Below are 14,841 nucleotides of genomic sequence, written 5' to 3'. Positions count from 1 at the left end.
CGTAGCGTCGTCACCATGAATGACCAGCCGGCAGGCCCCCCCACGACACGGCACCCCGCCGACAGCCACGACCTCATCCGCGTGCACGGCGCGAGGGTCAACAACCTGCGTGACGTCGACGTCGAGATCCCCAAGCGTCGCCTCACGGTCTTCACCGGTGTGTCGGGCTCGGGCAAGAGCTCGTTGGTGTTCGGCACGATCGCGGCGGAGTCGCAGCGGATGATCAACGAGACCTACAGCGCCTTCGTGCAGGGGTTCATGCCGTCCCTGGCGCGCCCGGAGGTCGACCTCCTGGAGGGGCTGACGACCGCGATCATCGTCGACCAGGAGCGGCTCGGGGCCAACCCGCGCTCGACCGTGGGCACCGCCACCGACGCCAGCGCGATGCTGCGCATCCTTTTCAGCCGCCTCGGTGATCCCTACATCGGTCCGCAGACGGCGTTCTCCTTCAACATCCCGACGCGCCGGGCGAGCGGGGTGATGTCGACCGACAAGGGTGGTCGCGTCGAGAAGAGCGTGGTGAAGGACGCCGTCTACCTCGGCGGCATGTGCCCGCGGTGCGAGGGCATGGGCAACGTCAGCGACATCGACCTCACGGCGCTCTACGACGAGACCAAGTCCTTGAGCGACGGTGCGCTGACCATCCCGGGCTACTCGATGGACGGGTGGTACGGGCGGCTCTTCGAGGGCGTCGGCCTGCCGATGGACAAGCCCATCGCGTCGTTCACCAAGAAGCAGCTCGACACGATGCTCTACGCGGAGCCGACCAAGATCAAGGTCGAGGGCATCAACCTGACCTTCGACGGGATCATCCCCAAGATCCAGAAGACGATGCTGTCCAAGGACCCCGAGGCCATGCAGCCGCACGTACGACGGTTCGTCGAGCGGGCGGTCACCTTCCAGACCTGTCCGGAGTGCGGAGGCACCCGGCTCACCCGCGAGGCGCTGTCGTCGAAGATCGCGGGCAAGAACATCGCGGACCTGTGCGCGATGCAGATCAGCGACCTGGCCGACTGGGTGCGCGAGCTGGTGGAGCCGTCGGTCGCTCCGTTGCTGACGGGGCTGCAGCACCTGCTCGACTCGTTCACCGAGATCGGTCTGGGCTACCTCTCGCTGGACCGCCCCTCGGGGACCCTGTCCGGCGGTGAGGCCCAGCGGACCAAGATGATCCGCCACCTCGGGTCGTCGCTGACCGACGTCACCTACGTCTTCGACGAGCCCACCATCGGTCTGCACCCGCACGACATCGAGCGGATGAACCAGCTGCTCCTCCAGCTGCGCGACAAGGGCAACACCGTCCTGGTCGTCGAGCACAAGCCCGAGACGATCGCGATCGCGGACCACGTCGTCGACATCGGGCCCGGGGCGGGCACTGGCGGGGGAACGGTCTGCTTCGAGGGCTCGGTGGAGGGCCTGCGCTCCAGCGACACGACCACCGGTCGTCACCTCGACGACCGAGCGCGGCTCAAGGACGAGGTGCGGCCGGCCGCCGGGGTGCTCGAGGTCCGAGGAGCATCGGTGCACAACCTCAGGCAGGTCGACGTCGACATCCCGCTGGGCGTGCTCTGCGTCCTGACCGGGGTCGCCGGCTCCGGCAAGAGCTCGCTGGTGACCGGCTCGGTGCTGGGCCGCGACGGCGTCGTGTCGGTCGACCAGAGCGCGATCAAGGGGTCGCGGCGCAGCAACCCGGCGACGTACACCGGGCTCCTGGAGCCGATCCGCAAGGCGTTCGCCAAGGCCAACGGCGTCAAGCCGGCGCTCTTCAGCTCCAACTCCGAGGGTGCCTGCTCGACCTGCAACGGCGCCGGGGTGATCTTCACCGAGCTCGGGGTGATGGCCACGGTCGAGTCGCTGTGCGAGGAGTGCGAGGGGCGGCGCTTCCAGGCGTCGGTGCTGGACTACACGCTGGGCGGCAAGGACATCAGCGAGGTGCTGGCCATGTCGGTCGGCGAGGCCACCGCGTTCTTCGCCGACGGTGAGGCCACGGTGCCTGCGGCCCACAAGATCCTCGACCGGCTCTCCGACGTCGGGCTGGGCTACCTCAGCCTGGGACAACCGCTCACGACGCTCTCCGGTGGCGAGCGGCAGCGCCTCAAGCTGGCCGTCCAGATGGCCGAGAAGGGCGCGGTCTACGTGCTCGACGAGCCGACGACAGGTCTGCACCTCGCCGACGTCGAGCAGCTGCTCGGGCTCCTCGACCGCCTCGTGGACTCCGGGCTGTCGGTCATCGTCATCGAGCACCACCAGGCGGTGATGGCCCACGCCGACTGGATCATCGACCTCGGCCCGGGTGCTGGCCACGAGGGCGGCACGATCGTCTTCGAGGGCACGCCGGCCGCCCTCGTCGCCGACGGCTCGACCCTGACCGGGCAGCACCTGTCGTCGTACGTCGGCGGCTGAGACGCACCTCGAACCCGGCTCCTGTGCTGGGGAGGCACGCTCCGCCGTCGGTGCCCGATGGCCTTGCCGGCGTGGTGGTGTTCGAGGCCGCCACACCACGCGCCATGATGAGTGCGTTGCCCACGTTCTACGTCGGCGGGCAAATCGAACGGGAGCAGGTGACGGTGTTGCGCGGAGCCAAGGTCGAGATCAGCGGGTCCCCATCGGTGCCGATGGGTGGTGCCCGTGAGCCGCTCGGCGCACTGCCGACGTCGGCGACCACCCCGGCCGTGGTCGAGGTCCGGCCCGCGGCCCTGCGGGTCCCGTCGTGAAGAAGTTCCTCGATCACGAGGCGGCCCTCGTGGTGATGGCCGACAAGATGGCCGAGCTGAAGCCGAGGCTGCGCGGCGGGCTGCATGCGGGCTCGGTGCCGTTCGTGATCGCGGCGGGTGTCGTGCTGATCGTGCTGTCGCCGAGCACGGGGACCAAGGTCGGTGCGGGGATCTTCACTGGCTCGGCGCTGCTGTTGTTCGGCGTGTCCGCGATCTATCACCGCGGCACCTGGCAGCCGGCCGTCTGGGCGCTGTTGCGTCGGCTCGACCACTCCAACATCTTCATCCTCATCGCCGGCACCTACACCGCCTTCGCGATGCTGCTCCTGCAGGGAGATGCCCGAGTGCACCTCCTCGTCGGCATCTGGAGCGGCGCCCTGCTCGGTGTGCTCTTCCGGGTCTTCTGGACGGGCGCCCCACGCTGGCTCTACACACCGATCTACATCGGACTGGGCTGGTTCGCGGTGTTCTTCATCCCGGACTTCGTCGAGGGCGCCGCCCGCCTGAGCAGCTCCACAGCCGTGTCGGTGGTCGTGCTGCTCGTGGTCGGCGGCCTCTTCTACACCCTCGGTGGCGTCGTCTACGGACTCAAGAGGCCGAACCCCAGTCCCGCGTGGTTCGGCTTCCACGAGGTCTTCCACGCCTTCACGATCCTGGCCTTCATCGCGCACTACGTGGCGGTCTCGCTGGCGACGTACGCCCTACGCTGATCTGTCCTCCGCAGTCGTCAGGAGCCGACTCGTCATCGCCCTCGGCGTCTCCGCCCTCGGGGGTGGTTCACCGGTGCCGCCCGCGGCCGGCGTGCCCGACGACTTGCTGAGCGCGCCGGTGACGGCGGCAGCGCTGAGATCGAGCGCGCGCACCCGCGGGGGGAACGACGAGCAGATGTTGCCACGAGCCGGTCCACGTGTCGGCGTCCCAGGCCAGGCAACGAGGAGCAGCACGACTCCCAGCACGACGGCTCGAAGCCAGCGCAGCCCGAACAGCGACGCCGCCCCGGACCCACCCGGAGCCCGCGTGGACTCCCTGCGGACCGGGGCGGCGCCAACAGCGTCAGTGCGAAGGTCGGTGACCTGCGGTACGACTCAGGCCTTCTTGGTCTGCGGTCGCTGCGCGCCGGCACCCGCGGCGCTCGCCACGAGGGGACGAGCAAGCTCGCCCCTCGGGCTCACTTCTTGGTCTCCCAGAAGATCTCGGCGATCTCGTCGATCTTCGCGAGCAGCTGGTCGGCCACGTCGGCGTCGAGCGTGCCCTTGGTGCCCGAGGCGCCGGCGAGCTTGGTGGCCTCGTTGACCAGCGTGTGGAGCTGCGGGTACTTCTCGAAGTGCGGGGGCTTGAAGTAGTCGGTCCACAGCACCCAGAGGTGGTGCTTGACCAGCTCGGAGCGCTCCTCCTTGATCAGCACCGCCCGCGTGCGGAAGTCGGGGTCGTCGTTGTCGGCCACCTTCCCGATCAGGGCCTTGATGGACTCGGCCTCGATGCGTGCCTGAGCGGGGTCGTAGACACCACAGGGCAGGTCGCAGTGGGCGGAGACCTCGACAGTGGGGGCGAACAGTCGCGCGAACATGCGTGTCCTCTCGTCGTCAACAGAGCTTGCCGTTGGGACACTACTCCGCATGGCTGAGACACGACGACCTCCCTATGGATGGGCCCGCGTGAAGGGCGCGTCGATGGAGCCGACGCTGACAGCCGGCGACCGCCTCCTGGTCAGCCACCGACGCCGGCCACGACCCGGGGAGGTGGTCGTGGCGCGCTTCCCGGACGGGACCCTCGCGGTCAAGCGCGCGGCGGAGCGTCGTACGACGGGGTGGTGGCTGCTCAGCGACGCGCCTGACGTGGGGGTCGACTCGCGCCACCGCGGGCCGGTGCGCGACGAGGCCGTGGTCGCGGTCGTGCTGGCGCGGGTCTGGCCGCGTCCGCGTCGGCTGTGAGATGACTCATCTGGGACGGCCCGAGGGGGTCGGTGCGGTTGTGGGAGGATCCCCGATCGTGGCTGTTGCTGATTCCCCCTCGCACCCGCACGCCGGCGACCCGGTCTTCGACCTCCATGTCGGAGGCAAGATGCAGATCGTGTCCACGGCGCCGCTGGACGGTGCTGACGACCTCTCGCTCGCCTACACGCCGGGCGTCGCCCTGGTGTGCGAGGCGATCGCCGCGGACCCCTCGATGACCCAGCACTACACGTGGGTCCCCAACGTGGTCGCCGTGGTCAGCGACGGCACCGCGGTGCTCGGGCTGGGCGACATCGGCCCCGCAGCGGCGATGCCGGTGATGGAGGGCAAGGCGGTGCTCTTCAAGCAGTTCGGCGGCGTCGACGCGGTCCCGATCTGCCTGGACACCACCGACGTCGAGGAGATCATCGAGACCGTCGCCCGCATGGCCCCGAGCTTCGGCGGCATCAACCTGGAGGACATCTCGGCGCCCCGCTGCTTCGAGATCGAGGACCGGCTCAAGGCGATGCTCGACATCCCGGTCTTCCACGACGACCAGCACGGCACCGCCGTCGTGGTGCTGGCCGCGCTCACCAACGCCCTCAAGCTGACCGGCCGCGACCCGGGCACGACTCGCGTCGTCATCTCCGGCGCCGGAGCGGCCGGTGTCGCCGTGGCCCGGATCCTGCTCGAGGCCGGCATCACCGACCTCGCCGTGACCGACCGCAAGGGCGTGCTCAACTCGCAGCGTGCCGACCTGACCCCGGTCAAGCGCGCGCTCGCCGTCGACACCGCCGACCGCTACGGCCGCAGCGGCACCCTGGCCGACGCGCTGGACGGCGCCGACGTCTACATCGGCCTCTCCGGTGGCACCGTGCCGGAGGAGCACGTCGCCACCATGGCGCCCGACTCGATCGTCTTCGGCCTGGCCAACCCGACGCCGGAGGTCCACCCCGACGTGGCCCGCCGCCACGCCCGCGTGGTCGCCACCGGTCGCTCGGACTTCCCCAACCAGATCAACAACGTGCTGGCCTTCCCCGGGATCTTCCGGGGCGCCTTCGACGTCCATGCCACCGCGATCACCGAGGGCATGAAGCTGGCCGCGGCAGAAGCGCTGGCCGAGCTGGTCGGCGACGAGCTGACCGAGGAGATGATCATCCCCTCGCCGTTCGACCCTCGGGTGGGCCCCGCCGTCTCCAGCGCGGTGGCAGCGGCGGCCCGCCGCGACGGCGTCGCGCGCCGCTGACCCGTCGACGGTTGGCATGACCCCGGCGGGGGAAGAGACCCGGCATGCGCCGCGCCTCCCTCGCCCTGACCTGCTCTCTCACGACGCTCCTGGTGGCCCTCACCGCCTGCTCAGGCGGCGGTGAGCAGGAACGTACCGAACGCGACGAGGGCCCGTCACTGCCGATCTGTGGTGCGTTGGACGCCGCGGAGGTGGAGAAGCTCGTCGGCGAGCCGGTGACGATCGAGGAGAAGCGCTTCCTCGGCGCGGGCAGCTGCAGCGTCACCGGGGAGGAGGACCTCCCGATCCTGGCCATCATCTCGGAGAGCCGGGAGACGCCCCTGGACGAGATCGTCGCCGAGCTGACGTCGTCCTCCGACGACCACGCCACCGAGCCGCTGGAGATCGAGGGCACCGTCGAGGCGGTCGAGCTCGAGGACACGATGTCCGGCATCTCGTCGCGCTCGCTGATCGCGACGGTCGAGGGCGGGTGGTACGCCATCACGCCGTTCGTCGGCGCCACGCGCGACGACGAGAGGCGGGTGATGGTGGCGGCCATGACGATGCTCGTCGGCGGGGACCTGCCGGCCGATGCCGTCGTCACGCCCGTGACGGTCCCTCATCCCTGCGACCTGCTCGGCGACGCGGCCGTCGCCCAGGCGCTGGGGCAGGCGGTGGTCTCGGAGCGCAACGATGCGGTGGAGGGTCTGCGCCAGTGCCTCTTCCGCACGTCGCCCGAGGACACGTTCTCCTACCTCAGCGTCTCCGACTTCGCCGACCGCCCGTCCCTGGACGCTGCCCGGAGCCTCGACGAGCGCTCCGGCACCGTCGAGGACATCACTGCGCCCGGTCTCGTCGAGGGGTTCATCGGTGTCCGTGACGACGACCCCAGCCGGGTCACCGCCTGGGCCGCCACGCAGGACGCGACCTACCAGGTCACGCCTGACGAGGAGAGCGAGGACGCTGTGGCCGAGGCCCGGGCGATCCTCGAGCTGCTCGGGGCCGCGTCCGCGGGGCTGCGCTGATCGGCTGCTGCGCGGCGGCGGCGGGGGACAGCGACAGCGGCGGCTCCTGGAAGGCGATGGAGATGATCCGGGCCCCCTCGGCCAGCTTCTTGCCAGCAGCGTACGCCGGGCGAGTCGCCGATGGCTTCGACGAGGACGACGACATGGGGGTGCTCCATGTCGAGGACGTCGTCCAGCCGGGTTGCCTGCGGGCCGCGCCTCCTGGCCGTCCTACTAGGCTCCGAGACATGTTCGCCGTCTACGCCGATTCCTTTGCCGCCGCCGACTCCGAGGACCCCTTCGCGGGCTTGGTGATCGGCGAACGACCCGACCCGGTCGCCCCGGACGGGTGGACCACCGTCACCGTCAAGGCCGCCTCGCTCAACCACCACGACCTCTGGTCGCTGCGCGGCGTGGGGCTGCGCGAGGAGGCGCTGCCGATGATCCTGGGCTGTGACGCCGCGGGGCTCGACGAGGAGGGCAACGAGGTCGTCGTGCACGCGGTCATCTCCGACCCGAGCTGGCGCGGGGACGAGACGTTCGACCCCCGCCGCTCGCTGCTCTCCGAGCGCCACCAGGGCACCTTCGCCGACAAGGTGGTCGTCCCGACCTCCAACGTCATCGCCAAGCCCGCCTCGCTCTCCTTCGAGGAGGCCGCCTGCCTGCCGACCGCCTGGCTGACCGCCTACCGGATGCTCTACACCCAGGGTGACCTCAAGGCCGGCGACACCGTGCTCGTGCAGGGCGCCGGCGGGGGAGTGGCCACGGCGCTCATCACGCTCGCCCGCGCCGGCGGGCTCAAGGTGCTGGCCACCTCGCGTGACGAGGCCAAGCGGGCCAAGGCGCTGGAGCTCGGCGCCCACGAGGTCTTCGAGTCCGGTGCCCGTCTGCCGGTGAAGGTCGACGCCGTCATGGAGACCGTCGGCCGGGCGACCTGGTCGCACTCGGTGCGCGCGCTGCGTCCCGGCGGCAAGATCGTCATCAGCGGCACGACGTCCGGCCCGACCCTCGACGACGCCGAGCTGACGCGCATCTTCTTCCTCCAGCTGAGCGTCATCGGCTCGACCATGGGCACGAGCGGTGAGCTCGCCTCGCTCGTCGCCCTGCTCGACGCGACGGGGGCCCGGCCCCTCATCGACCGGGCGATCCCGATGACCGACGCCCGCGACGGCTTCGCCGCCATGGCGCAGGGCGACATCTTCGGCAAGGTCGTCTTCACCCGATGACCACCCACCTGGTGACGGGGGCGGGCTCCGGCATCGGGGCCGCCCTCGCCGACCGGCTGCACGCGCGCGGCGACCACCTGGTCCTCCTGGCGAGGACCACGGCCCGCGCCGGCGTGCTCCAGGAGCGCTATCCCGGCAGCGAGGTGGTCGTCGCCGACCTGGCCGATGCGACCGCGCTGGAGGAGCTCAGCGGGCTGCCCGACGAGCTCGACTCCCTCCACCACGTCGCCGGCGTGGTCGACCTGGGCCCGGTGGAGGACCAGCGGGCCGACGTGCTCCGCCACCAGCTCGACGTCAACCTCCTGGCCCCGGCGATCCTGACGCGGCTGTGCCTGCCGGCTCTGCGCCGCACTCGCGGCATGGTCGTCTTCGTCAACTCCTCCGCGGGCCTGAGCGCCAACGCCGACTGGTCGGCCTACGCCGCCTCGAAGTTCGGGCTGCGCGGCTTCGCGGACGCGTTGCGGGCCGAGGAGGTCGAGCACGGCGTGCGCGTGACCACGATCTTCCCCAGCCGCACCGCGACCCCGATGCAGGAGAAGGTCCACGAGCAGGAGGGGCGCACCTACGACGCCTCGCGCTGGATCGCACCCTCGACCGTGGTCGAGACCATCCTGCACGTTCTCGACCTGCCCGACGACGCGACGATCCCCGAGGTCACCGTGCGTCCCGTGCTGCCCCGGGCGACCTGACGGGACCGGACCTCACCGACCTGCCTAGAGCTTCGAGCGCCAGTTGAGGGCGCCGACCACCACCATGCGCAGCTGCACCCGGGCGCCCTCGACGATGGCCCTCTCGGCGCCGGGGTCGGGAGTGCGCAGGATCGCCTCGGCCAGCCCGACCATCGCCGTCACGATGAGGCCCGACAGGATCTGCAGGTCCTGGGGCGACCAGGTGGTCGTGCCCGTGAGGCGGACCAGGTCGGTGGCCAGCTCCTTCTCGAACTGCTCGATGGCGGTGTTGATCGCCTCGCGCACGCGCAGCGGCCCGGCAGCGCGCTCGCGCACGATGAACTGGAAGTGCGCCCGCTGCTGGTGGACGTGCTCGACCAGGATGCCGATCGAGGAGTCGATGATGTCGTCGAAGGCGGGGTCGCTGCGCCGCACGTCGAGCAGCATCGCGCGCAGCGAGACGAACGACTCGTCGACCAGCTCGAGGCCGAGGGCCTCGATCGAGTCGAAGTGCCGGTAGAACGCGGTCGGGACGACGCCGACCTCCTTGGCCACCTGCCGCAGGGACAGGGCCACCAGGCTGCTGTCCTCGCAGAGTCGGAGCGCCGCATCGAGGATGGCGCGGCGGGTGCGCTCCTTGCGCTCGCCACGGGTCTCGGTCACAAGCGCCGAGTTTATCAGTGCACATGTGTGCACTGTCACGGCTGACGACGGTTGACCCGGTCGGTCGGCGCTGCGAGAGTTTTCAGTGTACGAACGTACACTCAAACGTCCGCCAAGGAGCCCTGGATGAGCCTCACCGCCAGCCCGTTGCAGAGCCTGCTCCGCTCCCGCGCGCTTGCCGCCCTCACCTCGCCGCACGGCGTGGACCGCTACCTCGAGCAGGTCAACCCGATGTGGGCCGCCCACGAGGTCCGAGCCCGGGTGGTCAGCGTCCACCGCGAGACCTCCGGGGTCGACACCGCCCCCGTCGCCACCCTGACGCTGCAGCCCACCGCGACGTGGCGCGGCCACCGCGCCGGGCAGTACGTCCAGGTCGGCGTCGACCTGCCGGGCAGCGCCAAGCGCTTCACCCGGTGCTTCTCGATCTCCTCGGCCGCGTCCGCACCGGGTGAGCAGTTCACGCTCACCATCCGGGCCCACGACGAGGGTCAGGTCTCGAGGTTCCTCGTCACCCAGGCGCAGCCGGGGCAGATGATCCACCTCAGTCAGGCGATGGGGGACTTCACCCTCCACGAGAGTCCGGCCACCCCGACGATCAACCACCTGCTGATGATCAGCGGCGGCTCGGGCATCACGCCGGTCATGTCCATGGTCCGCACCCTGCTTCGCGACGGCTACGACGGCCGCGCCAACCGCAAGGTGACGTTCCTGCACTACGCCCGCTCGCCCGAGGACCAGATCTTCGCCGAGGAGCTGGCCGAGATCGCCGCCGGCGACAACCACGTCGAGGTGCACCTGCGCTACGGCGACCACGTGTTCAGCGAGTTTGAGCTGCGCCGCCTGGTTCCCGACTTCCGCGACGTCGACACCTGGGCCTGCGGCCCGGGCGGGCTCATGGAGCTCGTCCACGCGGCGTACGGCGTCGTGGTCGGCGCCAGCGAGCAGAGCCGGCTGCGCGTGGAGTTCTTCAAGCCGCCCATGACCGTCTCCGGCACGGCCGAGGGCCAGGTGTCGTTCAGTCGCTCCGGAGCCGAGGCCGCCAACACCGGCGCGAGCCTGCTCGAGCAGGCCGAGGCGCTCGGCCTCAAGCCCGAGTTCGGCTGCCGCATGGGCATCTGCTTCTCCTGCACCAAGACCAAGACCGAGGGCACCGTGCGCAACGTGGTCACCGGTGCCGAGTCCTCGCTGCCCGACGAGGACATCCAGATCTGTGTCTCCGCTCCCGTCGGCGACTGCGTCGTCGACCTCTGAGGAAGGAACCACCACTCATGACCATCACCCAGGACCCCACCGCCGGCACCACCGCCGGCACCACCGCCCCCGAGGGACGCGTGCCCGGTGACGACCAGCTGCGTCGTCTCACGACCGAGCAGCTCGACGCCTTCGGTGCCGAGATGGACGCCATCCGCCAGCGCGTCCTCGGCCAGCTCGGCGAGGAGGACGCGGCCTACATCCGCAAGGTCGTCAAGACCCAGCGCGGCTTCGAGGTCGCCGGTCGCGCGCTGTTCTACCTCCCGCCGGCGTGGCCGCTCGCGGTCGCCGCGCTCAGCGTCTCCAAGATCCTCGACAACATGGAGATCGGCCACAACGTCATGCACGGCCAGTACGACTGGATGGGCGACCCGGGCCTCAACTCCCGCATGTACGACTGGGACAACGTGTGCCCCGGTGAGCAGTGGAAGTACAGCCACAACTACATCCACCACACCTTCACCAACATCCTCGGCAAGGACCGTGACATCGGCTACGGCGTCCTGCGCATGGACGCCGACCAGAAGTGGCACCCCTACTACCTCGGCAACCCGCTCTACGCGTTCCTGCTGATGGTCTTCTTCGAGTGGGGCGTCGCGATGCACGACCTCGAGGTCGAGAACATCGTGTCGGGGAAGCGGTCGCTGGAGGACAACAAGGCGATCTACCCGGGGCTGATGAAGAAGATCAAGCGCCAGGCGCTCAAGGACTACGTGCTCTTCCCGGCGCAGACCGGCCCGCTCTTCCCGCTGACCTTCGCGGGCAACGCGACGGCCAACCTGATCCGCAACGTCTGGGCCTTCAACATCATCTTCTGCGGCCACTTCCCGGCCGGGGTCGCCACCTTCTCCGAGGAGGAGTGCGAGAACGAGTCCCGTGGCCACTGGTACTACCGCCAGCTGCTGGGCTCGGCCAACATCACCGGCGGCAAGCTCTTCCACGTGATGACCGGTAACCTGTCGCACCAGATCGAGCACCACCTGTTCCCCGACCTCCCAGCGCGTCGCTACCCGGAGATCGCCGAGGAGGTCCGCGAGATCTGCGACCGCTACGGCATCGGCTACAACGAGGGCCCCTTGGGCAAGCAGCTGCTGAGCGTCGCCCAGAAGATCTGCCGCTTCGCGCTGCCCGACAAGAAGAGCGACCTGCTTCCGTCGTTCCTGCGCACGCCGGCCGTGGACACCGTGACCGACACCTCGTTGGCTGCGTGAGCCCGACGGGTCACACTGAGGGTATGGACGAGGGCATGCACGACGACACCGCGGACCGCTCGGGGGCCGACCACCTGTCCAAGGGTGAGATCGGCAAGGACGCCGTGCAGTCCACGGTCGAGGCTGCGGCCTCGGCCGTGGGCGAGGTCGCGAGCATCATCACCAAGGCTGTGCAGGACGTCGCCGGAGCCGTCGGAGGCTTCGCCACCGAGGTCTTCGAGATCCGCGAGGCGGCCCGCAAGGCGGCCGACGAGCAGGGCGACTGACCGCTCAGCCGAAGGACATGCGGAAGCTCGCCATGCGGGCCGACGCGAGCGGCCGTGCGCCGCGCAGGAACCCCAGCGGCCCGTCCGCTGCAAAGTCCCACACCCCGCGGCACGGCAGCGTCCGGGCGGAGCCCCGGAGCGTGGCCGTCCTCTCGCCGCCGCCCTCGGGCAGCCCGGGCTGCCAGGTGCCACCCTTGAAGGGCACCCGCAGCATCCCGCGCGAGACGTCGGTGAAGCGCGCGCTGGCGATCGGTCGCCGCGCGAGCGACGCCGACCACTCCGTGCGCGAGAGCGGGCCCGTGTGGCTGCTCTCGAGCGTGAAGTCGCACAGGTCCTTGGGGATCGCCCAGAGCTCGCGCCCACCGGCGACCGAGGCGGGCGAGTCGACCCAGATGTCGGTGATGCTGACCCGCTTGCCGTGCTCGGCCGACGTGACCGGGCGCGCCACCAGCAGCTCGGAGTAGGTCAGCGGGCTGCCCTCCTCATAGCTGACGAAGGCGGCGCCGTAGATGCCCGACGGTCGCAGCTCGTCGACGTCGTGGCGCACCGTGAAGAGCGAGAGCCACAAGGAACCCACCATCCGCCACGGAGCGGCGGGGTAGGCGGTCGTCTCGTGCGGTTGCTCGGCCATGGCCGCAGACTAGTGGCGCTCAGGGCGTGAGCGTGTCGTCGGTGAAGAGTGTCTCGTGCTCGCGGATCTCGGCCTCGAGCGCCGTCGGCAGGTTCGACGTCATCTCCTCGGCCTGCGGAGCTCGGCGCCCGAGCGTGGCCATGGCCTTGTCGATCGCACTCGAGACGTCGATGGTGCGCGCCGCCACGACATGGGGCTTGTCGAGCTCCCGAGCGACGTACGACGCCACGAACCGCTTGAGCTCGCCCTCGACGTTGGCGGCACGCTTGGTGATGGAGGCCCGGACACCCTGGGCCTGCACCCGCACCACGACCTGCTGTGCGGTCGGCGGGGTCACGTCGAGGACGATCGCCAGGTCCCGGCGGGCGCGCGCGGTCAGCACCAGGGGGACGTGGATGTCGGCCACGAAGCGCTGGGTGTCCACGCCCAGGTCGATCGCGAACTCCAGCGTCACCGGCAGGTCGATGCGGAAGCTCACCGGGTCCTCACCCAGGCGGGCCCCCACCGCCTGGCCGATCGCGCCGGTCGCCCGGATCTTGACCACCCGGCCGGGACCGACCCCGAGGGGGCCGACGTCGATGGGCTGACCGGCCAGCACGTTGATGCCCGCCAGCACCCGCTCGGCGGAGACCGCGCTGCGGAAGAACGCGACGCCCCAAGCGGCGTAGTCGACGACGTCGTCGCTCATGCGCGCTCAGTCGTCCGGGTCGTCGAGGCGGGCCAGCCAGGTGGCCAGCCGCTCGACGGCCGTCTCGAACTCCGGGTGGGTGTCGGTGAACTCCTGCAGCCGGTCGGCGACCCACGCCAGGGTGACTTCCTCGTCACCCCGGCGCTTCTCGAGCTCCTCGATGCCGCGATCGGTGAAGTACATGCCCCTCCGATCAGGCGAACGCCCGGTCGAGCAGGTCCTTCTGCTCGGCCGCGTGCCGCTTGACGGTGCCCACCGACGGCGAGCTGGAGGCGGTGCGGGTGATGCCCTCCACCTGGGCGTCGACCTCGGGCCAGACGTTGAGCGCGTAGTTGGGCCACGGTCCCATGTTGACCGGCTCGTCCTGCACCCAGCGCACACCCTTGAGGTGGGGGTAGCGCGCGATCTCGGCCCTGATGTCGTCGATCGGGTGCGGGTAGAGCTGCTCGACACGGGCGATGGCGAAGCGCTCGGGGTTCTCCCGCTTGGCGCGGTCGACCATGAGGTCCCAGGTCACGCGACCCGAGCAGACCAGCAGGGTGTCGACCTTCTCGGGGTCGGCGTCCGCGTCACCGATGAAGGGGCGGAAGGAGCCCGAGGTGAAGTCGGCCGGCTGCGAGGCGGCCTCCTTGCGCTTGAGCATCGACTTGGGCGTGAAGACGATGAGCGGTCGGTGCTTCTCACCCAGCGAGTGGCGACGCAGCAGGTGGAAGTACGACGCCGGCGTGGACGGCTGGGCCACCACGAAGGCCTCGTCGGCCGCCATCGTCATGAAGCGCTCGATGCGCGCCGACGAGTGGTCGGGCCCCTGGCCCTCGTAGCCGTGGGGGAGGAGCAGCACGACACCGGACTCCTGGCGCCACTTGGTCTCGCCCGAGGAGATGAACTCGTCGATGACCGTCTGCGCGCCGTTGACGAAGTCGCCGAACTGCGCCTCCCACAGCACCAGCGCCTCGGGACGAGCCACGGAGTAGCCGTACTCGAAGCCGAGGGCGGCGTACTCGGAGAGCAGCGAGTCGTAGATGTAGAACCGGGCCTGGTCCTCGGTGAGCGAGGACAGGGGAGTCCACTCGTCGGCGTTCTTGCGGTCGATGATCGTGGCGAAGCGGGACACGAACGTGCCGCGGCGCGAGTCCTGGCCGGCCAGTCGCACCGGGCGGCCGTCCATCAGCAGCGAGCCGAACGCGAGGATCTCGCCGGTGCCCCAGTCGATCGGGCCGCTCGTGATGGCGGCAGACCGGCGCTGGAGCTGCGGCATCACCTTGGGGTGGACCGTGAAGTCGTCCGGCGGGGTGACGTAGCTGTCCGCGATCCGCTTCAGGACCTCCGGGGTCACCGCGGTCGAGAAGTCGCCGGCCGGCTTGTC

At 70.2% G+C, this 14,841-nt stretch carries 16 protein-coding genes and 1 pseudogene; 11 read left to right on the top strand and 6 right to left on the bottom strand.

The features are described 5' to 3' along the window. The first annotated feature begins 15 nt into the window (after window positions 1-15). The 3 genes from RMN98_RS04240 (at window position 16) to RMN98_RS04230 (ending at window position 3,421) form a co-directional block, all read left to right on the top strand. Window positions 16-2,400, top strand: a complete 2,385-nt coding sequence (locus tag RMN98_RS04240) for an excinuclease ABC subunit UvrA (protein WP_309647552.1) — start codon at window positions 16-18, stop codon at window positions 2,398-2,400. A 71-nt stretch (window positions 2,401-2,471) separates the two neighbouring features. Beyond that, a complete protein-coding gene (locus tag RMN98_RS04235) occupies window positions 2,472-2,711 on the top strand; it encodes a hypothetical protein (RefSeq protein WP_397208799.1) in 240 nt (79 codons plus the stop codon). Beyond that, window positions 2,708-3,421, top strand: coding sequence for a hemolysin III family protein (locus tag RMN98_RS04230; RefSeq protein WP_309647550.1), 714 nt, complete (start codon window positions 2,708-2,710; stop codon window positions 3,419-3,421). Before RMN98_RS04235 ends, RMN98_RS04230 begins: the two co-directional genes overlap by 4 nt. A 458-nt stretch (window positions 3,422-3,879) precedes the next feature. On the opposite strand, the gene sodN is transcribed toward RMN98_RS04230, so the two are convergent. Next, the gene (gene sodN / locus RMN98_RS04225) at window positions 3,880-4,278 is read right to left on the bottom strand and encodes a superoxide dismutase, Ni (protein ID WP_309647549.1); all 399 of its coding nucleotides are present in this window, start codon (window positions 4,276-4,278) and stop codon (window positions 3,880-3,882) included. A 49-nt stretch (window positions 4,279-4,327) separates the two neighbouring features. Between sodN and sodX the strand changes: the two genes are divergently transcribed. The 5 genes from sodX to RMN98_RS04200 all read left to right on the top strand — a co-directional run bounded on the left by sodX (window position 4,328) and on the right by RMN98_RS04200 (window position 8,786). Next, window positions 4,328-4,642 carry a nickel-type superoxide dismutase maturation protease gene (sodX, locus tag RMN98_RS04220; RefSeq protein ID WP_309647548.1) on the top strand — a complete coding sequence of 105 codons (315 nt, stop codon included), beginning with the start codon at window positions 4,328-4,330 and terminating at the stop codon, window positions 4,640-4,642. A 58-nt stretch (window positions 4,643-4,700) separates the two neighbouring features. Further along, entirely contained in the window at window positions 4,701-5,888 is a 1,188-nt protein-coding gene (locus tag RMN98_RS04215; RefSeq protein ID WP_309647547.1) for an NADP-dependent malic enzyme, read from the top strand. 44 nt (window positions 5,889-5,932) lie between these two features. Next, the gene (locus RMN98_RS04210) at window positions 5,933-6,892 is read left to right on the top strand and encodes a hypothetical protein (protein WP_309647546.1); all 960 of its coding nucleotides are present in this window, start codon (window positions 5,933-5,935) and stop codon (window positions 6,890-6,892) included. 227 nt (window positions 6,893-7,119) lie between these two features. Beyond that, the gene (locus RMN98_RS04205) at window positions 7,120-8,097 is read left to right on the top strand and encodes a zinc-binding dehydrogenase (protein ID WP_309647545.1); all 978 of its coding nucleotides are present in this window, start codon (window positions 7,120-7,122) and stop codon (window positions 8,095-8,097) included. Beyond that, window positions 8,094-8,786 carry an SDR family oxidoreductase gene (locus RMN98_RS04200; protein WP_309647544.1) on the top strand — a complete coding sequence of 231 codons (693 nt, stop codon included), beginning with the start codon at window positions 8,094-8,096 and terminating at the stop codon, window positions 8,784-8,786. Before RMN98_RS04205 ends, RMN98_RS04200 begins: the two co-directional genes overlap by 4 nt. 24 nt (window positions 8,787-8,810) lie before the next feature. On the opposite strand, the gene RMN98_RS04195 is transcribed toward RMN98_RS04200, so the two are convergent. Beyond that, the gene (locus tag RMN98_RS04195; RefSeq protein WP_309647543.1) at window positions 8,811-9,428 is read right to left on the bottom strand and encodes a TetR family transcriptional regulator; all 618 of its coding nucleotides are present in this window, start codon (window positions 9,426-9,428) and stop codon (window positions 8,811-8,813) included. A 126-nt stretch (window positions 9,429-9,554) separates the two neighbouring features. On the opposite strand from RMN98_RS04195, the gene RMN98_RS04190 reads away from it, so the two are divergent. The 3 genes from RMN98_RS04190 to RMN98_RS04180 are packed head-to-tail and all read left to right on the top strand — an operon-like array spanning window position 9,555 to window position 12,156. Beyond that, complete coding sequence (locus RMN98_RS04190; RefSeq protein ID WP_309647542.1) at window positions 9,555-10,679, top strand: ferredoxin reductase; 1,125 nt, start codon at window positions 9,555-9,557, stop codon at window positions 10,677-10,679. 17 nt (window positions 10,680-10,696) lie between these two features. Continuing rightward, on the top strand, window positions 10,697-11,890 hold the full coding sequence (locus RMN98_RS04185; RefSeq protein ID WP_309647541.1) for an acyl-CoA desaturase: 1,194 nt from the start codon (window positions 10,697-10,699) through the stop codon (window positions 11,888-11,890). 23 nt (window positions 11,891-11,913) lie between these two features. Then, window positions 11,914-12,156, top strand: a complete 243-nt coding sequence (locus RMN98_RS04180) for a hypothetical protein (protein ID WP_309647540.1) — start codon at window positions 11,914-11,916, stop codon at window positions 12,154-12,156. Between the two features lie 4 nt (window positions 12,157-12,160). Here RMN98_RS04180 and RMN98_RS04175 read toward each other — a convergent pair whose 3' ends face one another. The 4 genes and pseudogenes from RMN98_RS04175 to kgd form a co-directional block, all read right to left on the bottom strand. Next, window positions 12,161-12,787: an acetoacetate decarboxylase family protein gene (locus tag RMN98_RS04175; RefSeq protein WP_309647539.1), complete on the bottom strand. Its 627-nt coding sequence runs from the start codon at window positions 12,785-12,787 to the stop codon at window positions 12,161-12,163. A gap of 19 nt (window positions 12,788-12,806) precedes the next feature. Further along, window positions 12,807-13,475 carry a hypothetical protein gene (locus tag RMN98_RS04170; protein WP_309647538.1) on the bottom strand — a complete coding sequence of 223 codons (669 nt, stop codon included), beginning with the start codon at window positions 13,473-13,475 and terminating at the stop codon, window positions 12,807-12,809. Window positions 13,476-13,481: 6 nt separating this feature from the next. Further along, window positions 13,482-13,658, bottom strand: coding sequence for a DUF6104 family protein (locus RMN98_RS04165; protein WP_192143457.1), 177 nt, complete (start codon window positions 13,656-13,658; stop codon window positions 13,482-13,484). A gap of 10 nt (window positions 13,659-13,668) precedes the next feature. Next, window positions 13,669-14,841: pseudogene (kgd, locus tag RMN98_RS04160) on the bottom strand (multifunctional oxoglutarate decarboxylase/oxoglutarate dehydrogenase thiamine pyrophosphate-binding subunit/dihydrolipoyllysine-residue succinyltransferase subunit); the annotation flags it as partial.

Origin of the sequence: Nocardioides sp. (assembly GCF_031397825.1) — a bacterium.
Lineage (GTDB): Bacteria > Actinomycetota > Actinomycetes > Propionibacteriales > Nocardioidaceae > Nocardioides.
Note: the sequence above shows the minus strand (reverse complement) of the source record. Positions and strands in the feature narration are given on the sequence as shown.